The sequence below is a fragment of the Phenylobacterium haematophilum genome, from assembly GCF_014196295.1.
Classification (GTDB): Bacteria; Pseudomonadota; Alphaproteobacteria; order Caulobacterales; family Caulobacteraceae; genus Phenylobacterium; species Phenylobacterium haematophilum.
Genome location: NZ_JACIDK010000001.1, coordinates 668,182 through 691,035, shown reverse-complemented (window position 1 = coordinate 691,035; position 22,854 = coordinate 668,182). Strand labels below are relative to the sequence as shown.

The following is a 22,854-nucleotide window of genomic DNA, read 5'->3' as shown; positions in this document are numbered from 1 at the left end:
AGTATCCGACAGCCCTCCCGCTCCACCTTTACTGTTGCCTGTCCCATAATTGCCTACTCTCTGATCGGCTCCGTCTCTTTTTCCGACTGGAGCCCGTATGCGCGGAGGCCGAATCCTTTGGGGTCAGATCGCCGTCGTCTTCACCATCGTTCTGGTGATGACCTGGGCGGCGACGCAATGGACCGCATGGCGTCTCGGCTTTCAGGCGCAACTCGGCAATCCATGGTTCGAGCTGGCTGGCTGGCCGATCTACTACCCACCCGCGCTGTTCTGGTGGTGGTATGCCTTCGACGCCTATGCGCCTTCGATTTTTGTCGAGGGTGGCGTCATCGCAGCGTCGGGCGGGCTTATGGCCATCGCCGCCGCAATCATGATGTCGATCATCCGGGCGCGGGAGGCGCGCAACGTCGCCACCTATGGATCGGCACGATGGGCCGAGGACAAGGAAATCCGCGCCGCTGGTCTGCTCGGTCCCGACGGCGTCGTGCTCGGCCGGCACGACGGCGACTATCTGCGCCATGATGGGCCGGAGCATGTGCTTTGCTTCGCACCTACGCGGTCAGGCAAAGGCGTCGGCCTCGTGGTGCCGACGCTGCTAACCTGGCCGGGAAGCTGCATCGTTCATGACATAAAAGGGGAGAATTGGACGCTGACAGCCGGCTTCCGCGCGAAGCACGGTCGCGTCCTGCTGTTCGACCCTACGAACGCGAAATCCTCTGCCTACAATCCGCTGCTGGAAGTCCGGCAAGGCGAATGGGAAGTCCGCGACGTGCAGAACATCGCGGATATTCTCGTCGATCCCGAAGGGAGCTTGGATCGAAGAAACCATTGGGAGAAGACGAGCCACAGCCTGCTTGTCGGCGCAATCCTGCACGTCCTCTATGCCGAACCCGACAAGACGCTGGCCGGCGTCGCCAGCTTCCTTTCCGATCCGAAGCGCCCCGTCGAGGCGACCTTGCGCGCGATGATGGATACGCCGCACCTGGGCGAAGCCGGCGTTCACCCCGTCATCGCGTCATCGGCCCGCGAGCTGTTGAACAAGAGCGAGAACGAGCGCAGCGGCGTGTTGTCCACCGCCATGTCGTTCCTGGGTTTGTATCGCGATCCCGTCGTGGCGCGCGTCACGGCGCGGTGCGACTGGCGCATTGCCGATCTTGTTGGCAGCAAGAAGCCGGTCAGCCTCTACCTTGTCGTGCCGCCGTCCGACATCAACCGCACCAAGCCGCTCATTCGCCTGATCCTCAATCAGATTGGCAGGCGGTTGACGGAGGAATTGCACACGTCCGGCAAGCGGCATCGGCTGCTCTTGATGCTCGACGAGTTTCCTGCGCTCGGCCGGCTCGATTTTTTTGAATCCGCGCTCGCCTTCATGGCCGGATATGGCCTCAAAAGCTTTTTGATCGCGCAGAGCCTCAACCAGATCGAAAAGGCTTACGGGGCGAACAACAGCGTATTGGATAATTGTCACGTCCGCGTCGCCTTCGCGACGAACGACGAGCGGACGGCGAAAAGGATCAGCGATGCGCTCGGCACCGCGACCGAGCTGCGCGATTCTACCAACTATGCCGGCCACCGGCTTGCGCCGTGGCTAGGGCATTTGATGGTTTCGCGGCAGGAGACGGCACGGCCGCTGCTCACGCCTGGAGAGGTGATGCAGCTTCCGCCGAGCGACGAAATCGTGATGGTCGCCGGCACGCCGCCCATCCGCGCGACCAAGGCTCGCTATTTCGAGGATGCGCGGTTCATGGAACGCATCCTGACCCCGCCCGATCCGGCAGCCGATCCCGCCGCCGCGAACCCGTCATCCGACGATTGGTCGAGCCGCATCGTCGCGGCGACGAAAGCAGCGGCCCCGGCCACGGCCGGCGGGACCGAAGGCGATCCGGCCAATGCCGGTATCCGCCGCGAGCCGGAATTGCCGGAGCATGAGGAAATCGTCGCGCCGCCACGTCCGCCCGAACAGGAGTTCGACATTCTGGACGATGAACCGGACGTTGACGCCGCCAAAGCCCGCGCGCTGCGCCAGCGTATGCGGATGGTCGCGCGGCAAGCGTCGCTGGACCCCGGCGACGGCATCGAGCTTTGAGGATACGCCCATGACCACCCGAACCCGCATGAACGTCTATTTCGCCCCGGACTTGCTCGCCCAGGTCGAGGCGCTGGCGCTGCGCCGCCAAGTGTCGAAATCCGCCATCGTCGAGGCAGCCGTCGCTTCCTTCCTGTCCGGCGACAGTTCGGATCGGCTGGAGGCGGCCATGTCGCGCCGCCTCGACAAGCTCGGCCGCGAGATCCACGCGCTCGACGAGGATCTTGCCGTGCTCGGCGAAACCGTCTCGCTGTTCGTCAACATCTGGCTTTCCGCCACGCCGCCGCTGCCGGAGAGCGCGCAGGCCGCCGCCCGCGCGAAAGGTGCCGAACGGTTCGAGGGTTTCATGCAGACGCTCGGCCGGCGTCTTGCGACCGGCGACAGGTTCCTCAAAGAGTTGTCGCGCGATGTCGATTCGCTTCCCGATAGTCCATCGCAAGATCAGTTCGAGGCCGATGGCAGCGTAACCTGAATTTCCAACCCGTCCTATTCGCCGCCGATAGCCGCCGATCACCGCATCCTCTTCGATACTTGTTGAATCAGCCTGATTTCAGGCTCCTTTAATCGACCCCGTTGCGGGGACGGTCTGTCGCGCCCCGTCAGGAATCGGGGCCGATATGACATCCACACACCATAAGCCGGAAGCGATACAGCGCGGCGCGCGCATGTTGCGCACCGCGCTCGGCGCGGCCATCGCCCGGTTTCTGGAAGACCCGGCCGTGGTTGAGGTCATGCTGAATCCAGACGGGCGAATCTGGATCGACCGACTTTCCGAAGGGCTGGCCGACACGGGCGAAACGATGTCGCCGGCCGATGGCGAACGCATCGTCCGTCTTGTCGCTCACCACGTCGGCGCAGAGGTTCACGCGCGATCCCCGCGCGTCTCGGCAGAGCTTCCCGAAACCGGCGAGCGGTTCGAGGGACTTTTGCCGCCCGTCGTCGCTGCACCGGCATTTGCGATCAGGAAGCCCGCCGTCGCGGTGTTCAGCCTCGACGACTATGTAGCTGCCGGCATCATGTCCGCCGACCAGGCCGTGACGTTGCGCACCGCCGTCGCATCGCGTGCGAACATCCTTGTCGCGGGCGGCACGAGCACCGGCAAAACGACGCTGACCAATGCGCTGCTCGCCGAGGTGGCGAAGGGCGCGGATCGCGTCGTCATCATCGAGGATACGCGCGAGCTGCAATGCGCCGCGCCCAACCTTGTCGCCATGCGGACGAAAGACGGCGTGGCGACGCTATCCGATCTTGTGCGGTCCTCGCTTCGCCTGCGCCCCGACCGCATCCCCATCGGCGAGGTGCGCGGCGCGGAAGCCCTCGACCTACTCAAAGCCTGGGGCACGGGCCATCCGGGCGGCATCGGCACCATCCATGCCGGCACCGGCATCGGCGCGCTCCGTCGCCTTGAACAGCTCATTCAAGAGGCTGTCGTCACGGTCCCGCGCGCTCTGATCGCGGAAACCATCGACCTTGTTGCCGTCCTTTCCGGGCGCGGTTCCGCGCGCCGGCTGGCCGAACTCGCCCACGTCGAAGGGCTGGGGCCGGACGGCGATTACCGCATCACCCCCGCAATCCCCAACAGCACAGGAGAACCCAAATGATCCGCACGCTTTCGCGCGGCTACCGCACCATGGCGACCGCAACCGCCGCTGTTTTCATCAGCATGATCCTCGCCCCGGCCGCTCATGCGTCCGGCTCGTCAATGCCGTGGGAGCAACCGCTTCAACAAGTCCTTCAATCCATCGAAGGGCCGGTTGCCAAGGTGGTGGCCGTTATCATCATCATCGCAACCGGCCTGACCCTGGCGTTCGGCGATACGTCGGGCGGCTTCCGTCGCCTGATCCAGATCGTATTCGGTCTGTCCATCGCGTTCGCGGCATCGAGCTTCTTCCTGTCGTTCTTCTCGTTCGGCGGCGGGGCGCTCGTTTGATGGCCGCCGTCCTCGAACAACTCGACGCCGTGCCGGGATTTTCGGTCCCGGTCCATCGGGCGCTGACCGAGCACATCATGCTCGGCGGCGCACCTCGCTCCATCGCCATCATGAACGGCACTCTCGCCGGGGCCGTGGGCCTTGGCCTGCGCCTCTGGCTTGTGGGCCTCGCCATATGGGCCATCGGCCATTTCGCGGCCGTATGGGCGGCGAAGCGCGACCCGCTCTTTGTCGAGGTGGGGCGGCGGCATCTGCGCATCCCCGCAAACCTTGCAGCGTGAGGGCGTGGCCATGATGAACCTCGCCGAATATCGCCGCACCGCCAGTCGCCTTGCCGACTTTCTGCCCTGGGCCGCGCTGGTCGGCTCTGGCGTCGTCTTGAACAAGGACGGCTCGTTCCAGCGCACGGCCAGGTTTCGCGGTCCCGATTTGGATTCCGCCGTTGCGGCCGAGCTGGTTGCCGTCGCCGGTCGCATCAACAACGCCTTCCGCCGTCTCGGATCGGGCTGGGCGATTTTCGTCGAGGCGCAGCGCAGCGAAGCCGCGACTTATCCCGACAGCACCTTTCCCGATCCCGCGTCGGCCTTGCTCGACGCCGAGCGCAAGGCCGCCTTCGAGGAAGCTGGCGCGCATTTCGTGTCGGGCTATTTCCTGACCTTCCTCTATATGCCGCCGGCCGAGGAAGCCGCCCGCGCCGAAACCTGGCTCTATGAAGGCCGCGAGCAATCCGGCGTCGATCCCTATGAAGTGTTGCGCGGTTTCATCGACCGCACCGACCGCGTGCTCGCATTGCTCGACGGCTTCATGCCGTCCTGCCGGTGGCTCGACGACAGCGAAACGCTGACCTACCTCCATTCCACCGTCTCGACCAACCGGCATCGCGTCCGCGTTCCCGAAACGCCGATCTATCTCGACGCGCTGCTCGCCGACCAGCCGTTGACCGGCGGGCTGGAGCCGCGCCTTGGCGACCAGCATCTCCGCGTCCTGACCGTCACCGGCTTTCCCACCGCGACAACGCCCGGCCTGCTCGACGACTTGAACCGGCTCGCCTTCCCGTATCGCTGGAGCACGCGCGCGGTCCTGCTCGACAAGACCGACGCGACGAAGCTGCTCACCAGGATCAGGCGGCAATGGTTCGCGAAGCGCAAAAGCATCGCCGCGATCTTGAAAGAGGTGATGACCAACGAGGCATCCGTTCTCGTCGATACGGACGCCGCCAACAAGGCCGCCGACGCCGACATGGCCTTGCAGGAGCTTGGGGCCGATGTCGCCGGCATGGCCTACGTCACCGCCACCATCACCGTATGGGACGCGGACCCCAGGATTGCCGACGAAAAATTGCGGCTGGCCGAAAAGGTCATCCAGGGCCGCGACTTCACCGCCATGGTGGAGACGGTCAACGCGGTTGACGCATGGCTCGGCAGCTTGCCCGGCCACGCCTACGCGAACGTCCGGCAGCCGCCCATCAGCACTTTGAATCTCGCCCACATGATCCCGCTTTCAGCGGTGTGGGCGGGGCCGGAACGGGACGAGCATTTCGGTGCGCCCCCTCTGCTTTATGCAAAGACCGAAGGCTCCACCCCGTTCCGGTTTTCCCTTCACGTTGGCGATGTCGGCCATACGCTCGTCGTCGGCCCGACCGGCGCGGGCAAGTCAGTGCTGCTCGCGCTCATGGCCTTACAGTTCCGGCGCTACGTCCGCAGCCAAGTCTTCGCGTTCGACTTCGGCGGCAGCATCCGCGCCGCGTCGCTCGCAATGGGCGGCGACTGGCACGACCTGGGCGGCGGCCTGACCGAAGGTTCCGACGCTTCCGTATCGCTCCAGCCACTTGCCCGCATTCACGACACCTATGAACGCGCCTGGGCCGCCGACTGGATCGTGGCCATCCTCATGCGCGAAGGCATGGCGATCACGCCGGAGGTGAAGGAACATATCTGGACGGCGCTGACCTCGCTTGCCTCCGCGCCAGTCGGGGAACGCACCATCACCGGCCTCGCGGTGCTGCTGCAATCCAACGACCTCAAACAAGCCCTTCGGCCGTATTGCGTCGGCGGTCCCTATGGCCGGCTGCTCGACGCCGAAGCCGAACATCTCGGCTCGGCCGACGTGCAGGCGTTCGAGATCGAGGGGCTTGTCGGCACGGGAGCCGCGCCCGCCGTTCTAGCCTACCTGTTTCACCGCATCGGCGACAGGTTGGACGGACGGCCGACGCTGCTCATCATCGACGAGGGTTGGCTTGCGCTCGACGATGAAGGCTTTGCCGGCCAGCTCCGCGAGTGGCTTAAAACGCTGCGCAAGAAGAACGCCAGCGTCATCTTCGCCACGCAAAGCCTGTCCGACATCGACGGCAGCAATATTGCGCCTGCGATCATCGAGAGCTGCCCGACGCGGCTGCTTTTGCCGAACGAGCGGGCCATCGAGCCGCAGATCACCGCCATCTATCGGCGCTTCGGACTCAATGACCGCCAGATAGAGTTGATCGCCCGCGCTACGCCGAAGCGGGATTACTACTGCCAGTCGCGGCGCGGCAATCGCCTGTTCGAGCTGGGCCTGTCCGAAATCGGCCTCGCGCTCTGCGCCGCATCCGCCAAATCCGATCAGACGCTCATTGCGCAGATTGTCGCCGAACACGGCCGCGACGGCTTTCTCGCGGCCTGGCTCACGACCCGCGATGTCGGCTGGGCCGTCGATCTTCTTCCGAACTTCCCGACGCTGATCCCCCAAACCGAAAAGGAGTCCCAACCATGACCATTCGTGTTTTCCGCTCGCGCGCCATCGTCATGGCCGCAACGATGCTCGCCGCCCCGCTGGCCGTTTCGTCCATGCTGGCAACGCCGGCACATGCGCAATTCGGAAGGATCGTCTTCGACCCGTCGAACTATGCGCAAAACATCCTCACGGCCGCGCGCACGCTGGAGCAGATCAATCATCAGATCACCTCGCTCCAGAACGAGGCGACCATGTTGATGAACCAGGCGCGCAATCTGGCGAGCCTGCCGTTCTCGTCGCTCCAGCAGCTTCAACAGAACGTCCAGCGCACGCAGCAGCTTTTGAGCCAGGCGCAGAACATCGCCTTCGACGTGCAGCGCATCGACCAGGCGTTCCAGCAGCAATACGGCAACGTGTCGATGTCGGCGACGGATCAGCAGCTCGTCGCCAACGCTCGCACGCGCTGGCAGAACACCGTAGGCGGCTTGCAGGACGCTATGCGCGTTCAGGCCGGCGTCGTCGGCAACATCGACAGCAACCGCACGCAGATGTCGGAGCTGGTCGGCCAGAGCCAGAACGCGACCGGCGCACTCCAGGCGACGCAAGCCGGCAACCAGCTTCTAGCCCTCCAGTCGCAGCAGCTTTCCGACCTTGTTGCGTTGCTCGCAGCCAACGGCCGGGCGGGCGCGCTGACCGAGGCCGAACGCGCAGCGGCAGCAGAACAGGGGCGCGAGCAGCGCCGCCGCTTCCTCACGCCCGGCAACGGCTACCAGCCCGGCAACGCGCAAATGTTCAACAACGGCAATTGAGGGCGCGGCCATGGACGGCAAGATGCTGGCCCGGCTGGGCGCAATCGTATTCGTGGCCATCGCCATCACGGCGACAGCCATCGAAATGACCCGCAAGGAAGACGCGCCGGCATCACCGCCGCGTCTTCTCCAGCCCGAACGTGACCCGCTGCGCGAAGGGCAGCGCCGGTGCCAGCAGCTTGGCCAGCAAGCCGCCGACGACGCGGAATGCCTACGTGTATGGGCCGAAACCCGTGACCGCTTTCTCGGCCGGACGCGCGCGCCGGCCGCACCGGAAGGGCGGTGACGCATGGGCGGCGCAGGCGTCATCGACAATTTTCTCGGCACGTTCACGCAATACATCGACTCCGGCTTCGGCCTGTTGGGTGGCGAGGTGGCGTTCATCGCCACCACGCTCATCGTCATCGACGTGACGCTCGCAGCGCTGTTCTGGAGCTGGAGCGCAGACGACGACATCATTGCGCGGCTGGTGAAGAAGACGCTGTTCGTCGGCGTCTTCGCCTATCTTATTGGCAACTGGAACAACCTCGCGAAGATCGTCTTCGACAGTTTCGCCGGCCTGGGCCTGAAAGCATCCGGCACGGGCTTCACCGCGCAGGATTTGATGCGGCCCGGCAAGGTGGCGCAAACCGGCCTCGACGCAGCGCGTCCGCTGCTCGACTCCATTTCCAACCTTATGGGCTGGGTCGCCTTCTTCGAGAACTTCATTCAGATCGCGTGCCTGCTGTTCGCCTGGGCGCTCGTCATCCTAGCCTTCTTCATCCTCGCCATCCAGCTTTTCGTGACGCTGATCGAGTTCAAATTGAGCACGCTGGCAGGCTTCGTGCTGATCCCGTTCGGCCTGTTCGGCAAGACCGCCTTCATGGCCGAGCGCGTGCTTGGCAATGTGATTTCCAGCGGCATCAAAGTGCTGGTGCTCGCCGTCATCGTCGGCATCGGCTCGACGCTGTTTTCGCAATTCACGCAAGGCTTCGGCGGTCAGACTCCTAGCATCGACGACGCCATGGCCATCGTGCTCGCGGCGCTTTCGCTCGTCGGGCTGGGCATCTTCGGACCCGGCATCGCTTCCGGCCTTGTCAGCGGCGGCCCGCAGCTCGGCGCGGGCGCGGCGGTCGGCACCGGCCTTGCCGTTGGTGGCGCGGCGCTGGCCGCAGGCGGTGCAGCCGGGCTTGCCGCAAAGGGAGGCGCTGCCGCCGTGCGCGGAGGCGCGACCGCAGCCGGCGCAGCATCCGCCGCCTATAGCCTTGGCTCGCTCGGCCAGTCCGGCGCGGCGGGCGTCGCGTCCGGCCTGGGCGGCGTGGCGCGGGCGGCAGGCAGCACAGCCACATCGCCGCTGCGCCGCGCGGCGGCAAGCGTCAAATCCAGCTTTTCCGATGGCGTGAAAGCCGGGTTCGGCGCGACCGGCGGCACATCCTCCATGGGATCGGCCGGCAGCACATCCGCATCCGCGCCGGCCGCTGGCACATCGCCCGGCTGGGCGCAGCGGATGCGCCAATCCGGCCACACCGGCCATGCCGTCCAGACGGCCGCGCACGCCGTCCGCTCTGGCGACAGCCACGCCTCTGGTTCTTCCGTCAACCTCTCTGAAAGCGACCGCACATGAGCATCTTCAAGCGACCCGCCGTGCATTACGGCAAGACCCCACAACCCGAAACGCCTTATCAGCGCGCCGCGCAGGTTTGGGACGAGCGCATAGGCTCGGCCCGCGTGCAGGCGAGGAACTGGCGCTACATGGCGTTCGGCAGCCTGATCCTTTCGGCCGGCTTCGCCGCCGCGCTTGTCTGGCAATCGGCGCGCGGGACCGTTGTGCCCTGGGTAGTCCAAGTTGATCGGCTCGGCCAGGCGCAGGCCGTCGCGCCTGCCACGGCCGACTATCGCCCGACCGATCCGCAAGTGGCATGGCACCTTGGGCGCTTTATCGAACAGGTCAGGAGCATCCCCGCCGATCCCATCATCGTCCGCCAGAACTGGCTACGCGCTTACGAGTGGACGACTGACAGGGGCGCGGCGGCGCTCAACGACTATGCCCGCGCCAACGACCCGTTCACCAAAGTCGGAAAGCAACAGGTCGCGGTCGAGGTGTCGAGCGTTATTCGCGCCTCGCCGGATTCCTTCCGCGTCGCCTGGACCGAACGCCACTACGAATCCGGCCAGCTTTCAACAACCGAGCGATGGACCGCGATCCTGACCATCGCAATCCAGCCGCCGCGCGATACCGAACGGCTGCGCGCCAATCCGTTGGGAATCTACGTCAATGCAATTTCGTGGTCGCGGGAGATGAGCCAATGAGGACGATCATCCGCACCCCGGCGATTCCCGCCGTCCTACTTTCCGCAACCATGCTTGCCGGCTGCGCGACCTACAAACCGCCGCAGATCAGCTACGATGCGAGCGTGCCGCCGTTGCCGGCCGTCCCCGCGGCCGTCACCGACGACCGGCCGCGGCCGATCCATATCCCGCCCGCCTGGACCGTCGCACGCGGCGGCACCGCCGCTGGCACACCGACCGCGCGCGTCGAGAACGCCAATGCCGCCGCCCGCGTGCAGCCGCGCCGCGAGGGCTATTACAACTCCATCCAGATTTACCCGTGGAGCGACGGCGCGCTCTATCAGGTCTATGCCGCGCCGGGCCAGATCACGAACATCGCCCTGGAGCCAGGCGAAAGCCTGACCGGCGCGGGGCCGATAGCGGCCGGCGACACGGCACGCTGGATTATCGGCGATACGGAATCCGGTTCGGGCGTCATGCGCCGCGTCCATATCCTCGTGAAGCCAAGCCGGCCGGACATCACCACGAACCTTGTCGTGACGACCGACCGGCGCGTTTACATGCTCGAGCTGCGCTCGGGCGAGAAGCCCTATATGCCGGCTGTTGCCTGGGCCTATCCGCAGCAGCCGGCCGGGCAGCGGCAGGCGGTGCCGGCCACGCCGGTCATCCCGGCCGTCGCCGCGCGCAACTATCGCTATGGACTGACAGGCGACAATCCAGCTTGGAAGCCCGTCGCCGTCTATGACGACGGCAGGCGCGTCTATGTCGAGTTTCCGCGCGGCATCGTTCAAGGCGAAATGCCGCCGATCTTCGTGCTCGGCGCGGACGGCGAGGCGCAGATCGTCAACAGCCGCATCCATCAACACATCCTGATCGTGGACCGCCTGTTCGGCGCGGCCGAGCTGCGCCTTGGCAGCGGCGACCGCCAACAGACCGTCAGGATTGTCCGCACGGACGGGAGGCCATCGTCATGAGTGAGAATGACACCAATACCGCCACGCCAATGCGGCTTCGCGCGGAAGCCCCGCGCGTCACCCGCCTGTCCCGCAAGGTGCTCGCCAGCGTGGCGGCCGTCGCCCTGGTCGGCGTCGGCGGCGCGCTGATCTACGCGCTCCAGACCCGTGACGGCGGCACGGGCGGCGAAGAACTGTTTTCCACCAACAACCGCCAGCCTGCCGATGGGCTTGCCGGCCTGCCGCGCGACTATACCGGCCCGGTCCTGGGGCCGCCGCTGCCGGGCGACCTCGGCAGACCCATCTTGGACGCGCAGAACAGGGGCCAGCCCGTCGTGCCGCCGACGATCACCACGCCGCCCGTGGATCGCGCCGAGGAACGCCGGCTTGCCGAGGAAGAAGCCGCGCGCGTCAGCCGCGTGTTCTTCCAGACCGAGGCCCGCACCGGCAGCCCGGCCGCAACGCCGGGCGGCGCGACCACGCCGGGACTTCCCGGCCTCGACCTTGCCGGCCTGACAGGGCAGCCCGGCCAGCAGACCGCGCAGGACAAGCAGCTTGCGTTCCTCAATGCACCCGTCGATCGCCGCACCACGTCGTCGGATCGCGTCATGGCTCCAGCCTCGCCCTTCGTGCTCCAGGCCGGGGCCGTGATCCCGGCTGCGCTCATTACCGGCATCCGTTCCGATCTTCCGGGCCAGATCACCGCCCAGGTGACGCAGCACATCTATGACAGCCCGACCGGCAGCCTGCTCCTGATCCCGCAGGGGACGCGGATCATCGGGCAGTATGACAATAGCGTTCAGTTCGGCCAGCGCCGCGTGCTGCTCGTCTGGAATCGGCTGATCCTCCCCAATGGCCGCTCTATCGTTCTGGAGCGCCAGCCGGGCGCGGATAGCCAGGGCTACGCCGGTCTTGAGGATGGCGTCGATTATCATTGGTGGGATTTGGCGAAGGCCGCCGGCCTTTCGACGTTGCTTGCGGTCGGCACGGAGCTGGCCGTCAGCGACGAGGACCGCCTTGTGCGCGCCATCCGCGACGGGGCGCAGGACACCATCAACGACGCCGGCCAGCAGATCATCCGCCGCCAGTTGCAGGTTGCGCCGACGCTCACGATCAGGCCGGGCTTCCCCGTCCGCGTGATTGTCACCCGCGACCTTGTGCTCGAACCATACAGAGGTTGACCATGAGCAAGCTGAAACTCGGCACGCTCGCCGACGACAAGCCCGTCAAGGTGTCGCGCGAGTTTCCCGCGACACTCTTTCGGGACTTGCAACTTTATGGCCGATTGCTGGCGCAGCCAGGGCAGCCGCCAATAGAGCCGGAAAAGCTGATTGTGCCGATGCTGGAACGCTTCCTCGCCACGGATCGAGAGTTTCAGAAGGCCCGCCGCGCGGCCAGCTAACCTAGTTGGCGGCACCCGACAGCAGGGGTGCCGCCAGCGCGTGAGCGCAAATGCGGCACGCTACAGGCCGCCGATCCCCCTCCATGCTTCGCCTAATTCCGGGGCTTCCAGCCACCCGGAATCCAGCAACGAACCACGGAGGATTCCATGTGCGCGAGACGCCGCCATACCCAAAGGGGCCGCCCACGACAGCCGGCTCCGCAGACGCTTCCCGATGACCTTTACGACTATGACGACGATCCCGCGCCGCGTATCAGCCCGGCGCGCGGAAGCCCGCCCGATGCCTTCGACGTGGAGAAGCTGCCCGTCATCGACGACTGGCCGGAGAAAGTGCCGATCACCGAGGCAGAGATTCAGGTGTTCGAGCGATGGTTTGCCGATGTCTTCGACGAGATGTTCGGCCCACTTCCAACCGTGCCGGGCTTGACTAAGTTATCTTCATCTGATAACAAAAAGCCATGAGCGAGGATCGTGATCCGAACCTCGACACGCTTCTGGACCTCGACGGCCAGGTGCTCGTTGTCGATCCCGAGGGCGGCCATTGGGTGAAGTTCATCGTCACCCGCGTTCCGGCATCGCCGGAGAAGCCGCACGGCCTCGATTACTCGCTCACGCTTCACGGGCCTTCGGGCGAACGGCTGGTCGGCTTCGACAACGCCCATCCAGTCGGCCGAGGCAGGCGCGGCGAGCCGATGGACCATCGGCACCGCCTCCAGACCGTGAAGCCCTACGCCTACGAGGGTGCGGCCACGCTGCTGGCCGACTTCTGGCAGGCGGTGGACGCGGTGTTGAAGGAGCGAGGCGTAACATGACCACATTGAAAGTCGGGATTGCCGGCTACGACGAAATGAAGGCCCGCACCATGCGGATTGCCAAGGGCGAGGAAAAGCCCGCGCCCGGCGATCCGAAGGTGTGGTTCACATCCATGGAATCCTTCGCCAAGGTGCTGTCGGCGGGCAATCGCGAATTGCTGCGCGTCATCGACCAGCAAGCGCCGGGTTCGCTGGAGGAACTGGCCGAGATCACCGGCCGGGCCAAGTCCAACCTGTCCCGCACTCTGAAACGGATGGCCAGTTACGGCCTTGTCCGCATGGAGAAGGGCGAAGGCCGCAAGCTCACGCCCAAGGTCATCCACGACCGAGTAGAACTAGACCTGCCGCTGACCGAGCGCGCAGGGCCGCGCAAGGCGGCAGGAGGCCGGCAATGAACGTCCATAGTCCCACCGTCCACAATCCCAACGTCACGCTGCGCGCCGCCCTCTATCTGCGCGTCTCGACGACGCGGCAGGCCGAGCATGACGTGTCGATCCCCGACCAGAAGCGCCAGGGCGAAGCCTATTGCGAGGCGCGCGGCTATCAGCTTGTCGAAACATTCGTGGAGCCGGGCAACAGCGCGACCAACGACCGCCGCCCGGAGTTCCAGCGGATGATAGAGGCTGCCACCGCTAAGCCGGCATCGTTCGATGTCGTCGTGGTTCACAGCTTCTCACGCTTCTTCCGCGACGAATTTGAAATGGAGTTCTATTACCGCAAGCTGGCGAAGAACGGTGTGAAGCTGGTTTCGATCACGCAGGAGCTTGGCGATGATCCGATCCACGACATGATGCGACGGATCATGTCGCTATTCGACGAATACCAGTCCAAGGAGAACGCCAAGCACGTCCTGCGCGCCTTGAAGGAAAACGCCCGGCAAGGCTTCTGGAACGGCTCGCTGCCGCCCATCGGCTACCGCGTCGTCGCGGCCGAGCAGCGCGGCGCGAAGGTCAAGAAGAAGCTGGAAATCGACCCGCTGCACGCCGAGACGATCCGGCTCATCTATCGCCTTGCGCTGGAGGGTGAAGGTTCATCCGGCCAGATGGGCGTGAAGGCCATCGTCAAGTATCTCAATGGCAAGGGCATTTTCACGCGCGACGGCGGGCGTTGGGGCATCGGTCAGGTTCACCGCATCCTGACCCGGCGCACCTATATCGGCGAGCATCGGTTCAATCGCCGTTCCAACAAGGGAGAGGTGAAGCTCGAGGATGAGGTTATCACCGTTCAGGTGCCGGCGCTTATCGAGCGGGAGACGTTCGACGCGGTGCAGAAGCTATTGCAGGCCCGCAATCCCAAGACCGAGCTGCCCGCGCGCGTCGTGATCGGGCCGACGCTGCTAACGGGCATCTGCTATTGCGGCAATTGCGGAGGCGCTATGACGATCCGCACCGGCAAGGGCGGGCGCTATCGCTACTATGCGTGCTCGATCAAGGCCCGGCAGGGCGAAACCGGCTGCAAGGGCCGCGCGATCCCGATGGATAAGCTCGACCGCATGGTGGTCGGGCATATCGAGGAACGCTTGCTTGATGCCGACCGGCTGGAGGACTTGCTTGGCACCGTGCTCGGCCGTCGCGACGATCAGGCCGAGCGTCGCCGGCAGCACATCGCCGAACTGGAGCGGCGCTCGACCGAATCGGAATTGCGCCTCAAGCGCCTCTACGACGCCATCGAGGCGGGCGTCGCCGATCTTGACGACCCGGCGCTCAAGGAGCGCATCGCCGGCCTCAAGGTCATCCGCGATCAGGCCAGGGCCGACGCCGACCGGGCGCAAGCCTTGCTCGACAGCCCCGGCCACAGCGCCATCACCCCGACCATGATCCGGGGATTTGCGCGTCGCGCACGCGAGCGCATCCGGGGCAGCGAGGGCGGCTATCGGCGGGATCATCTGCGCTCACTGGCGCAGCGTGTCGAGGTCGCCGACGACGCAATTCGCATCATGGGATCGAAGACGGAGCTGCTAAGGACGCTTATTGCTGGCCAAGTGCGGCAATCGGCGGTGGCTGGCGTGCCCAGAGGGGTTCCAAAGTGGCGGAAGGGGTGGGATTCGAACCCACGGTAGGCTTTCACCTACGGCGGTTTTCAAGACCGCTGCCTTAAACCACTCGGCCACCCTTCCGGAACGAGGGGGCTATAGCAGGCGTCGCGCGACGTCTCCACCCATCGTGGATGCTTAATGAAATTCGCCCTGGCGTTAACCATGGCTCAAGTCTCGCGCGCGAACATGGCCGCCAGCGCTGGGGAGCGTAGGTTTGAAAGAGGGGGCGGCCATGGCCCGCATCCGTTCGCGCACGCCGGTTCGCAGCGTCGCTGTCGTGCTTATGGGAACGGCGGCGCTCGCCGCCTGCGCCACGCCGCAACCGCGCTACGCCGCCAAGCATCCTACGGCCGGGCCGACTCCTGGCCAGCTGCCGAACGGGGCAGGAGGACGCTACAAGGTCGGTTCGCCCTACGAGGTCGGCGGCGTCTGGTACGTGCCGAAGGAGGAGCCTGGCTATGACCAGGAAGGCACCGCCACGTGGTACGGCCAATCGCACCACCTCAAGACCACGGCCAACGGCGAGGTGTTCGATCGCTATGCGCTGTCGGGCGCTCACACGACGCTGCCGCTCCCGTCGATCGTCGAGGTGACCAATCTCGAGAACAACCGGACCGTCCAGGTCCGGGTCAACGACCGTGGCCCGTTCAAAGGCGGGGCGGTGATCGACGTCTCGCAGGAGGCCGCGCGCCAACTCGGCTTCGAGCAGCAGGGCACGGCGCGCGTGCGCGTCCGCTATGTCGGCCCGGCTCCGCTCGGCGCGCCGGACGCCGGCCTGCGCCATTCCGCCTACACGCCGGCGCCCGCGCCATCGCAGCTGCCGCCGGCGCCGACGCCGTACGCCGGCCTGAACCCTGGTCCAGTCGAGACGCCGGTGGCGTCGCAGCCGCTGGCGCCGCTGGCTCCGGTCGCTTCGGTCCCGGTTCAGCCGCCGCCGGCGAGCGGCGGCCTGATCTATCGCGTCCAGGCCGGCGCGTTCTCCGACCCGGCCAATGCGCAGCGCGTGGTCAGCCAACTCGGCTCGGCCGTCGTCGCCAAGGTGGAGCCGTTCCAGCGCGCCGACGGCATGACGCTCTATCGGGTGATGGTCGACGGGACGGCGGACGAGGGCGAGGCCTTCGATCTGCGCGACCGGGTCGCGGCCTACGGCTTCACCGAGGCGCGGGTGGTGCGGCCGGGCGCCTGAGCCCCATCGCCGCCGGCGACAGTTGAGCGCTGGACAAACGGACCGAAGCGGCCATTTTGGCCGGCGTGACGCGTGGGCGGTTCATCACTTTCGAAGGCGGCGAGGGCGCGGGCAAGTCGACGCAGGTCCGGCGCCTGGTCGCGCGCCTGCAGGCCGCCGGCCACGACGTGGTCGCCACGCGCGAGCCGGGCGGCTCGCCGGGCGCCGAGGCTATTCGCAACCTGGTCCTGAAGGGCGACGCCGACCGTTGGAGCCCGGCGACCGAGACCCTGCTGATGTACGGCGCGCGCCGGGACCATATCGAGCGGACCATCCTGCCGGCGCTGGAGCGCGGCGCCTGGGTGGTCTGCGATCGCTTCGCCGATTCAACCCGCGCCTATCAAGGCGGGGCCGGCGGGGTCGATCCCGCCTTCATCACCGCGCTGGAGGCCTTTGTCCTGGCCGATGTCCGGCCGGACCTGACGCTGGTGTTCGATTTGCCGGTGGATGTCGGTCTGGCCCGCGCAGAGGCCTTCGCTCAGGCCGAAGGCCATGCCGAGACGCGCTTCGAATCCAAGGGCGTGGCCTTCCATGAGCGGCTACGCGCCGCATTCCGCGCCATCGCGGCGGCCGAACCCGACCGCTGCACGCTGATCGACGCCGCCCAGGACATGGACGAGGTGGAGGGCCAGGTCTGGCGCGCAGTCGAGAGCCGGCTGGTCCATGGCTGACGCCGCGCCCCATCCACGCCAGGTCTTCGATCTGAAAGGCCATGAAGCGGCCGAAATCGCCTTCGAGGAGGCAAGAGGCCGTGGCCGGCTGCACCACGCCTGGCTGCTCACTGGGACCGAGGGCGTCGGCAAGGCCACCTTCGCCTTCCGCGCCGCGCGTCGGCTGTTGGGTGCGCCGCCGAACGCCGCCTACGGCGTGCTGGGCGCCTCGCCGGACCATCCCGTCAGCCGCCAGATCATCGCCCGCTCGCACCCGGACCTGATGGTGCTTGAGAAAATCGGCGAGGACGGCAAGCCGCGGAAGCTGATCCCGGTCGACGAGGCGCGCAAGCTCACCGACTTCTTCTCCAAGTCGCCGGCCTCGGCCCCGCATCGCGTGGCGATCATCGACGCCGCCGACGACCTCAACGTCAATGCCGCCAACGCGGTCCTCAAGACCCTGGAGGAGCCGCCGCCGCGCGGCGTGATCCTGCTGGTCTCACATGCGCCGGGCGGCCTGCTGCCGACGATCAAGTCGCGCTGCCGGCGGCTGGGCTTCCAGCCGTTGCCGGAAGACGCGGTCACCGCGTTCGTGGAGTCCCGAACGACGGCCAACGCCGAGGACGCCATCCGACTGGCCCGGATGTCGAAGGGCGCGCCTGGCAAGGCTCTGGCGCTCGCCCTCGCTGGCGCGGTTGCTGTCGACGACGCGGCGAAGGAGATCCTTTTGTCGCTGCCGAACGTCGACGAAGGCCTGGCGCTGTCGCTGGCCGATCGCTTCCGCGGCGCGGAGGGCGCGGCTCAGTTCAATCTGCTGCTGGAGCGGCTCGCCGAGCGCGTGCACGGCCATGCCATGCGCCTGGCGGCCGAGGGCTATGGCGGACTTGATCGTTGGGCCGGAGCATGGGAGACGCTGCAGCGCCTCCCGCGGGAGGTCGAGGCCGTCAATCTCGACCGTGCGGACGCGTTCTTCACGGCCCTCACTGAGCTTCGCGCCGCCGCGCGCGCCTGAAATATCCGGATGCTGATCGACAGCCACGTAAACCTGCACGCGCACCAGTTCGACGAAGACCGCGACGAGGTGATCGCCCGTGCGCGCGCCGCCGGTATCGAGCTTATGGTCAACATCAGCGACAAGGTCTCCGGCTTCGCCGCCGTGCGCGCCTTGGCCGACCATCCCGACATCTGGTGCACGGTCGGCACCCATCCGCACGAGGCCAAGGAGAACCCGGACCTGTCGGCGGCCGACCTGATCGCCATCGCCGCCGATCCGCGCGTGGTCGGCATCGGCGAGACCGGGCTCGATTTCCACTACGACCTCAGCCCCCGCGACATCCAGGCCAAGGTGTTCCGACAGCACGTGGCTGCGGCGCGCGAAACCGGCCTGCCGCTTGTGGTTCACACCCGCGAGGCTGACGAGCTGATAGGCGACATCCTCGAGGAGGAGTACGCCGCCGGCCCGTTCAAGATGCTGATGCACTGCTACACGTCCGGCGCGGAGCTGGCGGCGCGGGCGGCGGCGCTGGGCGCCTGGTTCTCGGTGTCGGGCATCGCGACGTTCAAGGCCGCCGAGGATGTTCGCGCGGTCGTCCGCGAGATGCCGGCCGACCGCATCATCGTCGAAACCGACTGCCCCTATCTAGCCCCGGTGCCGCACCGAGGACGCCGCAATGAGCCGGCCTTCCTGCCGGACGTGCTGAACAAGCTCGCGCAGATCCGCGGCTGGTCGAAGCACGACGCCGAAAAGCGGACCGAGGACGCGTTCTTCGCCCTGTTCGACCGGATCCCGCGGCCATGAGCGGGCGGCTGGAGTTCACGATCCTGGGCTGCGGATCGTCCGGCGGAGTGCCGCGGGCGGACGGCGACTGGGGCGCGTGCGATCCAGCTGAGCCGAAGAACCGTCGTCGCCGCTGCTCGCTCTTGGTGCGGCGGCTGGGGCAGGGGCGCGAGAGCGACACCACCCTTATCGTCGACACCTCGCCCGATCTGGTCTGGCAGACGTCGGAAGCGGGCGCCAAGCGGCTGGATGCGGTGCTGCTGACGCACGATCACGCCGACCAGACCCACGGCATCGACGACATCCGCGCCTTTTTCATCCGCCAGCGGGCGCGGATCCCCTGCTACATGGACCCGCCGACCGCGCTCAGCATGCAGCGCCGGTTCGGCTATGTGTTCCAGGGCGAGAACGGCTATCCGGCCATCGGCGACATCACCCCGCTGGCGCCCCACGGCCAGCTCTGGGCGATCGACGGCCCGTCCGGCGCGATCCCGGTGAAGACCTTCGATCAGGACCATGGCGGTGTGAGGTCTATCGGATATCGCTTTGGAAACGTGGCGTATTCCAGCGATGTGGTCGGATTGGACGAGGCGGCCTTCGAGGCCTTAAGCGGCCTGGACGTCTGGATCCTCGATGCGCTGCGCTGGCGGCCGCATCCGACCCACGCCCATGTCGACCTGGCGCTGGAATGGATCGCGCGGGTGCGCCCGCGCCGGGCGATCCTGACCAACATGCACATCGACCTCGACTACGCCGAGCTGGCTGCGAAGCTGCCGCAGGGGGTCGAGCCAGCTTTCGACGGCCTGCGCTTCGAACATGAACTGAGTGGCGATTTGTCATGACTTCCTCGCCGCTTAAGCTTGGCTTTTTGGCGTCTAAGAACGGCACTAGCATGCGCGTCATCGTGGACGCCGCCCGCGCCGGAGCTTTGCCGGCCGAGCCTCGGTTGGTCGTCAGCAACAACCGCAAGGCCGCGGCGCTGGAGTTCGCTGCCGAGCGCGGCGTACCGAGCCTCTTGATCCCGACCCAGTCGGATCCTGCCGCCGCAGATGCAGCGCTCTGCGAGGCGCTGGAGGCGGCGGGCGTCGAACTGGTGATCCTGTCGGGCTATCTCCGCCACCTGGGACCACGGACCCTGGGCCGCTATCGCAACCGCATCCTGAACATACATCCAGGCTTGCTGCCGGCCTTCGGCGGGGAAGGGATGTACGGCCGTCGCGTCCACGAGGCGGTGATCGCCGCCGGTGTCACCGAGAGCGGCGCCACCATCCATGCGGTCGACGAGATCTACGACCACGGTCCGGTGATCGAGCGGCGGACCGTGCCGGTGCTGCCCGGCGACACGGCCGAGGCGCTTGAAGCGCGGGTGGCGGCTATGGAGCCGGGGTTCTTCGTCGAGACCCTGGCTCGCATCGCCTCGGGCGACCTGCGACTGCCGGACTAGCCGGCGTCCTTCGCCAGGGTTTTCACGATCTTCACTCGCGTGAAGTCCTCGGCCGCACGCCGCTCGAAGCCGAAGGACTTGGCCGTCGTGAGCATCGCGGTGTTTTCACGCGCGACGTCGCCCCAGACCTCCGACAGACCCTTGGCCGCCGCGTAGTCGAGGATTTCGCCGAGCAGCAGCCGCCCCAGGCCCTTGTGCTGTTGGTCGGTGCGGACCATCAGCGCGAACTCGGCGGTTTCGCCCTGGGGATCGCCGGCCAGGCGCGAGACGCCGATGATCTTCTCGCCGTCATCGACGACCAACGCCATTTCACGGTCATAGTCGATCTGCGACAGGCGCTCGGGCCAGCCTGGGGGCAAGGTCCGGAAGCCGGACCGGAAGCGCAGGCGCACGTCCTCGGCGCTGCTGGCCTCGACCATGGCGGCGATCGCCGGGCCGTCCTGCGGGCGGATCGCGCGCAGCGTCACCTGCTGGCCGCCAACCTCGATTTGGCGTTGCAGACGGTCGGGGTAGGGGAGGATGGCCATCCTCCGCGACGGCTCGTCAGGCGCCCGCAGCCGGATCCGGGCCGCCAGGGCCAGGGCCCCGGACGCGTCGGCGAGCAGGGGGTTGATGTCGAGTTCGGCGATTTCCGGTTCGCCGGCGGCGATCTGCGAGACCCGGACGATGACGTCGGCGATGGCGTCGAGGTCTGCGGCGGTGTGGTCGCGGAAGCCCTGCAGCAGCCTTGAAACCCGCGTGCGGCCGACCATGTCGCGGGCCAGCACGTCGTCGAGCGGCGGCAGGCCGATCACGTGGTCGGCGGTGACCTCGACGCTGATCCCGCCGGCGCCGAACATCACGATCGGTCCGAACAGGCTGTCCTGTGCGATCCCGACCAGCAGCTCGCGCGCCTCGGGCCGATGCACCAGCGGCTCGACGACCAGGCCTTCGATCCGCGCATGGGGCCGCGCCTTGGCGATCCGCGCCATCATCGCCTGGGCCTCGATCTGGGTCTCCAGCGCGCCCTCGAGGCCGAGCACGACGCCGCCGAGCTCGGATTTGTGGCTGACGTCCGGCGACAGGATCTTCAGCGCCACAGGACCGCCGATCTCCTCGGCGATGCGGCCCGCCTCTTCAGGCGTCGCCGCGTCACGGCCCTCCAGCGCTGGCACGCCGTAGGCCTTGAGCACCTCGCGCGCCTCCGGGTCGGTGAGGGTGAGGCGCCCATCGGCGCGGGCATTGGCGATCACCGCGCGTGCTGTGGCGCCGTTGGGCGCGGCTGTGGCGCCGGGGGTGCGGATCAGGGCTTCCTGGTTCTTGCGGTGATCGACCAGGTGCATGAAGGCGCGGACCGCTTCGTCCGGGGTCTCGTGGGCCGGCACGCCGGCGGCCGCCAGCCGGCGTCGGCCCTCGGCGACGGCGGTCTGGCCCATCCAGGCGCTGAGCACGGGGCGATGGTAGCGCTTGGCCTTCAGCACCTCGACCACGGCGTCGGCCGCTGCGGTGCTGTCTTCGACCGCCGTCGGGCAGTTCATCACCAGCACGGCGTCGGCATTGCGGTCCTCCAGCATGATCTCCAGCGCCCGGGCATAAACCGGGGCATGCGTGTCGCCCAGGATGTCGACGGGATTGGCGCCGGACCAATATTTCGGCGCGGTTACGGCGAGCTTCTCCATGGTCTCGGGCGACAGTTCGGCCAGCCGGCCGTCGCGGGCTTCCAGCGCGTCGGCGGCCATGACGCCAGCCCCGCCGCCATTGGTCAGGATCGCCAGGCGGTCGCCGTAGACCCGCATGCCGGCGCCGAGGGTCGACACCGCATCGAAGAGCTCGCGCAGACCGCCGACGCGGAGCATCCCGGCGCGACGGAAGGCGGCTTCATAGACGAGGTCGGCGCCGGCCAGCGCGCCGGTGTGCGAGAAGGCGGCCTGAGCGCCGGCCTTGCTGCGGCCGGCCTTGACCACGACGACCGGCTTGGCGCGCGAGGCGATGCGGCCGGCGGTCATGAACTTGCGCGCATCAGTGATGCTCTCGACATAGAGCAGAACGCCATGCGTGTCGTAGTCGAGGGCCAGATAGTCGAGCAGATCCCCAAAATCGATGTCGGCCGCGTCGCCGATGGTCAGGACGTGCGAAAAGCCGACGCCGCGGGCGTGGGCCCAGTCAATGGCCGCGGCCGCCACCGCGCCGGACTGGGAGACCAGCGCCAAGCCGCCAGGCGCCGGCGACAGGTGTGCGAAACTGGCGTTAATGCCTTGGCGCGGCGACATAAATCCCAGGCAGTTGGGCCCTAGGATCCGCATCAGGGTCGGTTTGGCGGCGTCCAGCATCTGCTGGCGCAGCGTCGCATCGACGCCGGCGCTGATCACGATCGCCGCGCGGCAGCCGGCCCGGGCCAGTTCGGCGACCATGCCAGGAACCGATGGCGCCGGCGTGGCGATCACGGCCAGGTCCGGGACCATCGGCAGTTCGGCGACGCTGAGATAGGCGATGGAAGAGCGGATCGCGCGTGCGCTCAGCGACACCGGCAGCACGGGGCCGGAGAAGCCGCTTTCCAGCAGATTGCGCGACAGGACCTGGCCGACGGAGCCCGGGGCGTTGCTGGCGCCGATCACGGCGATGGCGTTGGGATGGAACAGCGCATCAAGGTTTCGCGTCGTCATACCCGGCTTCCGTCTGCGCCTGGGCCAGGAGATTCTGGCCAGAACCGCCAAGACACCGCGCACCGGCCTGTCGATCAAGTCGGCTTCTCGCTCTGGGGCGAATCCGTCAGCG

General features: G+C 67.0%; 24 protein-coding genes and 1 tRNA gene. 23 read left to right on the top strand and 2 right to left on the bottom strand.

Going from position 1 to position 22,854, the window contains the following annotated elements:
• Positions 1-97: 97 nt before the first annotated feature.
• The 17 genes from GGQ61_RS03480 to GGQ61_RS03400 all read left to right on the top strand — a co-directional run bounded on the left by GGQ61_RS03480 (position 98) and on the right by GGQ61_RS03400 (position 15,028).
• The gene (locus GGQ61_RS03480; protein ID WP_046846287.1) at positions 98-2,086 is read left to right on the top strand and encodes a conjugal transfer protein TraG; all 1,989 of its coding nucleotides are present in this window, start codon (positions 98-100) and stop codon (positions 2,084-2,086) included.
• A gap of 10 nt (positions 2,087-2,096) precedes the next feature.
• On the top strand, positions 2,097-2,558 hold the full coding sequence (locus tag GGQ61_RS03475) for a CopG family transcriptional regulator (protein WP_003052333.1): 462 nt from the start codon (positions 2,097-2,099) through the stop codon (positions 2,556-2,558).
• 193 nt (positions 2,559-2,751) lie between these two features.
• Positions 2,752-3,687 (top strand): P-type conjugative transfer ATPase TrbB, encoded by a 936-nt coding sequence (gene trbB / locus GGQ61_RS03470; RefSeq protein ID WP_202877089.1) that lies wholly within the window; start codon positions 2,752-2,754, stop codon positions 3,685-3,687.
• Between the two features lie 29 nt (positions 3,688-3,716).
• Complete coding sequence (locus GGQ61_RS03465) at positions 3,717-4,016, top strand: TrbC/VirB2 family type IV secretion system protein (RefSeq protein WP_238335910.1); 300 nt, start codon at positions 3,717-3,719, stop codon at positions 4,014-4,016.
• Complete coding sequence (locus GGQ61_RS03460; RefSeq protein ID WP_003052343.1) at positions 4,016-4,297, top strand: VirB3 family type IV secretion system protein; 282 nt, start codon at positions 4,016-4,018, stop codon at positions 4,295-4,297. Before GGQ61_RS03465 ends, GGQ61_RS03460 begins: the two co-directional genes overlap by 1 nt.
• 10 nt (positions 4,298-4,307) lie before the next feature.
• Complete coding sequence (trbE, locus tag GGQ61_RS03455; protein ID WP_046846289.1) at positions 4,308-6,764, top strand: conjugal transfer protein TrbE; 2,457 nt, start codon at positions 4,308-4,310, stop codon at positions 6,762-6,764.
• Positions 6,761-7,534 carry a P-type conjugative transfer protein TrbJ gene (gene trbJ, locus GGQ61_RS03450; protein ID WP_046846290.1) on the top strand — a complete coding sequence of 258 codons (774 nt, stop codon included), beginning with the start codon at positions 6,761-6,763 and terminating at the stop codon, positions 7,532-7,534. Before trbE ends, trbJ begins: the two co-directional genes overlap by 4 nt.
• Before the next feature lie 10 nt (positions 7,535-7,544).
• Complete coding sequence (gene trbK-alt, locus GGQ61_RS03445) at positions 7,545-7,820, top strand: putative entry exclusion protein TrbK-alt (protein WP_003052351.1); 276 nt, start codon at positions 7,545-7,547, stop codon at positions 7,818-7,820.
• 3 nt (positions 7,821-7,823) lie between these two features.
• Positions 7,824-9,137, top strand: a complete 1,314-nt coding sequence (trbL, locus tag GGQ61_RS03440) for a P-type conjugative transfer protein TrbL (RefSeq protein ID WP_046846291.1) — start codon at positions 7,824-7,826, stop codon at positions 9,135-9,137.
• A gap of 2 nt (positions 9,138-9,139) precedes the next feature.
• Positions 9,140-9,823 (top strand): conjugal transfer protein TrbF, encoded by a 684-nt coding sequence (gene trbF, locus GGQ61_RS03435; protein WP_425500969.1) that lies wholly within the window; start codon positions 9,140-9,142, stop codon positions 9,821-9,823.
• Positions 9,820-10,776, top strand: a complete 957-nt coding sequence (trbG, locus tag GGQ61_RS03430) for a P-type conjugative transfer protein TrbG (RefSeq protein ID WP_046846293.1) — start codon at positions 9,820-9,822, stop codon at positions 10,774-10,776. Before trbF ends, trbG begins: the two co-directional genes overlap by 4 nt.
• Positions 10,773-11,936: a TraB/TrbI/VirB10 family type IV secretion system protein gene (locus GGQ61_RS03425; protein WP_030540343.1), complete on the top strand. Its 1,164-nt coding sequence runs from the start codon at positions 10,773-10,775 to the stop codon at positions 11,934-11,936. The genes trbG and GGQ61_RS03425 overlap by 4 nt, the downstream gene beginning before the upstream one ends.
• Before the next feature lie 2 nt (positions 11,937-11,938).
• Positions 11,939-12,157 carry a DUF2274 domain-containing protein gene (locus GGQ61_RS03420; RefSeq protein ID WP_046846294.1) on the top strand — a complete coding sequence of 73 codons (219 nt, stop codon included), beginning with the start codon at positions 11,939-11,941 and terminating at the stop codon, positions 12,155-12,157.
• A gap of 147 nt (positions 12,158-12,304) precedes the next feature.
• On the top strand, positions 12,305-12,619 hold the full coding sequence (locus tag GGQ61_RS03415) for a hypothetical protein (RefSeq protein ID WP_046846295.1): 315 nt from the start codon (positions 12,305-12,307) through the stop codon (positions 12,617-12,619).
• Positions 12,616-12,969, top strand: a complete 354-nt coding sequence (locus GGQ61_RS03410; protein ID WP_046846296.1) for a toxin-antitoxin system TumE family protein — start codon at positions 12,616-12,618, stop codon at positions 12,967-12,969. The genes GGQ61_RS03415 and GGQ61_RS03410 overlap by 4 nt, the downstream gene beginning before the upstream one ends.
• Positions 12,966-13,364, top strand: coding sequence for an HVO_A0114 family putative DNA-binding protein (locus GGQ61_RS03405; protein ID WP_046846297.1), 399 nt, complete (start codon positions 12,966-12,968; stop codon positions 13,362-13,364). Before GGQ61_RS03410 ends, GGQ61_RS03405 begins: the two co-directional genes overlap by 4 nt.
• Complete coding sequence (locus GGQ61_RS03400) at positions 13,361-15,028, top strand: recombinase family protein (protein ID WP_183769895.1); 1,668 nt, start codon at positions 13,361-13,363, stop codon at positions 15,026-15,028. The genes GGQ61_RS03405 and GGQ61_RS03400 overlap by 4 nt, the downstream gene beginning before the upstream one ends.
• Here GGQ61_RS03400 and GGQ61_RS03395 read toward each other — a convergent pair.
• Positions 14,996-15,085 (bottom strand) — tRNA-Ser (locus GGQ61_RS03395). The two genes, GGQ61_RS03400 and GGQ61_RS03395, sit on opposite strands and share 33 nt — an antisense overlap.
• Positions 15,086-15,236: 151 nt before the next feature.
• Between GGQ61_RS03395 and GGQ61_RS03390 the strand changes: the two genes are divergently transcribed.
• From GGQ61_RS03390 to purN, 6 genes are all read left to right on the top strand, one after another.
• Positions 15,237-16,190, top strand: a complete 954-nt coding sequence (locus GGQ61_RS03390; RefSeq protein ID WP_183769894.1) for a septal ring lytic transglycosylase RlpA family protein — start codon at positions 15,237-15,239, stop codon at positions 16,188-16,190.
• Between the two features lie 65 nt (positions 16,191-16,255).
• On the top strand, positions 16,256-16,900 hold the full coding sequence (tmk, locus tag GGQ61_RS03385; RefSeq protein WP_183770586.1) for a dTMP kinase: 645 nt from the start codon (positions 16,256-16,258) through the stop codon (positions 16,898-16,900).
• Positions 16,893-17,891 carry a DNA polymerase III subunit delta' gene (locus GGQ61_RS03380; RefSeq protein ID WP_183769893.1) on the top strand — a complete coding sequence of 333 codons (999 nt, stop codon included), beginning with the start codon at positions 16,893-16,895 and terminating at the stop codon, positions 17,889-17,891. The genes tmk and GGQ61_RS03380 overlap by 8 nt, the downstream gene beginning before the upstream one ends.
• A gap of 9 nt (positions 17,892-17,900) precedes the next feature.
• A complete protein-coding gene (locus tag GGQ61_RS03375; RefSeq protein WP_183769892.1) occupies positions 17,901-18,677 on the top strand; it encodes a TatD family hydrolase in 777 nt (258 codons plus the stop codon).
• Entirely contained in the window at positions 18,674-19,498 is an 825-nt protein-coding gene (locus tag GGQ61_RS03370; protein WP_183769891.1) for an MBL fold metallo-hydrolase, read from the top strand. Before GGQ61_RS03375 ends, GGQ61_RS03370 begins: the two co-directional genes overlap by 4 nt.
• A complete protein-coding gene (gene purN, locus GGQ61_RS03365) occupies positions 19,495-20,100 on the top strand; it encodes a phosphoribosylglycinamide formyltransferase (protein ID WP_183769890.1) in 606 nt (201 codons plus the stop codon). Before GGQ61_RS03370 ends, purN begins: the two co-directional genes overlap by 4 nt.
• On the opposite strand, the gene GGQ61_RS03360 is transcribed toward purN, so the two are convergent.
• Positions 20,097-22,742, bottom strand: a complete 2,646-nt coding sequence (locus tag GGQ61_RS03360; protein WP_183769889.1) for a bifunctional acetate--CoA ligase family protein/GNAT family N-acetyltransferase — start codon at positions 22,740-22,742, stop codon at positions 20,097-20,099. The two genes, purN and GGQ61_RS03360, sit on opposite strands and share 4 nt — an antisense overlap.
• Between the last annotated feature and the right edge of the window lie 112 nt (positions 22,743-22,854).

Coding starts and splice junctions, on each gene's coding strand:
- trbE (WP_046846289.1), top strand. CDS start 4,308: ATGATGAACCTCGCCGAATATCGCCGCACCGCCAGTCGCCTTGCCGAC.
- GGQ61_RS03425 (WP_030540343.1), top strand. CDS start 10,773: ATGAGTGAGAATGACACCAATACCGCCACGCCAATGCGGCTTCGCGCG.
- GGQ61_RS03460 (WP_003052343.1), top strand. CDS start 4,016: ATGGCCGCCGTCCTCGAACAACTCGACGCCGTGCCGGGATTTTCGGTC.
- trbG (WP_046846293.1), top strand. CDS start 9,820: ATGAGGACGATCATCCGCACCCCGGCGATTCCCGCCGTCCTACTTTCC.
- GGQ61_RS03375 (WP_183769892.1), top strand. CDS start 17,901: ATGCTGATCGACAGCCACGTAAACCTGCACGCGCACCAGTTCGACGAA.
- GGQ61_RS03465 (WP_238335910.1), top strand. CDS start 3,717: ATGGCGACCGCAACCGCCGCTGTTTTCATCAGCATGATCCTCGCCCCG.
- GGQ61_RS03400 (WP_183769895.1), top strand. CDS start 13,361: ATGAACGTCCATAGTCCCACCGTCCACAATCCCAACGTCACGCTGCGC.
- GGQ61_RS03415 (WP_046846295.1), top strand. CDS start 12,305: ATGTGCGCGAGACGCCGCCATACCCAAAGGGGCCGCCCACGACAGCCG.
- GGQ61_RS03410 (WP_046846296.1), top strand. CDS start 12,616: ATGAGCGAGGATCGTGATCCGAACCTCGACACGCTTCTGGACCTCGAC.
- GGQ61_RS03420 (WP_046846294.1), top strand. CDS start 11,939: ATGAGCAAGCTGAAACTCGGCACGCTCGCCGACGACAAGCCCGTCAAG.
- trbL (WP_046846291.1), top strand. CDS start 7,824: ATGGGCGGCGCAGGCGTCATCGACAATTTTCTCGGCACGTTCACGCAA.
- GGQ61_RS03380 (WP_183769893.1), top strand. CDS start 16,893: ATGGCTGACGCCGCGCCCCATCCACGCCAGGTCTTCGATCTGAAAGGC.
- GGQ61_RS03360 (WP_183769889.1), bottom strand. CDS start 22,742: ATGACGACGCGAAACCTTGATGCGCTGTTCCATCCCAACGCCATCGCC.
- GGQ61_RS03475 (WP_003052333.1), top strand. CDS start 2,097: ATGACCACCCGAACCCGCATGAACGTCTATTTCGCCCCGGACTTGCTC.
- GGQ61_RS03370 (WP_183769891.1), top strand. CDS start 18,674: ATGAGCGGGCGGCTGGAGTTCACGATCCTGGGCTGCGGATCGTCCGGC.
- purN (WP_183769890.1), top strand. CDS start 19,495: ATGACTTCCTCGCCGCTTAAGCTTGGCTTTTTGGCGTCTAAGAACGGC.
- trbK-alt (WP_003052351.1), top strand. CDS start 7,545: ATGGACGGCAAGATGCTGGCCCGGCTGGGCGCAATCGTATTCGTGGCC.
- trbB (WP_202877089.1), top strand. CDS start 2,752: ATGTTGCGCACCGCGCTCGGCGCGGCCATCGCCCGGTTTCTGGAAGAC.
- GGQ61_RS03405 (WP_046846297.1), top strand. CDS start 12,966: ATGACCACATTGAAAGTCGGGATTGCCGGCTACGACGAAATGAAGGCC.
- trbJ (WP_046846290.1), top strand. CDS start 6,761: ATGACCATTCGTGTTTTCCGCTCGCGCGCCATCGTCATGGCCGCAACG.
- GGQ61_RS03390 (WP_183769894.1), top strand. CDS start 15,237: ATGGCCCGCATCCGTTCGCGCACGCCGGTTCGCAGCGTCGCTGTCGTG.
- GGQ61_RS03480 (WP_046846287.1), top strand. CDS start 98: ATGCGCGGAGGCCGAATCCTTTGGGGTCAGATCGCCGTCGTCTTCACC.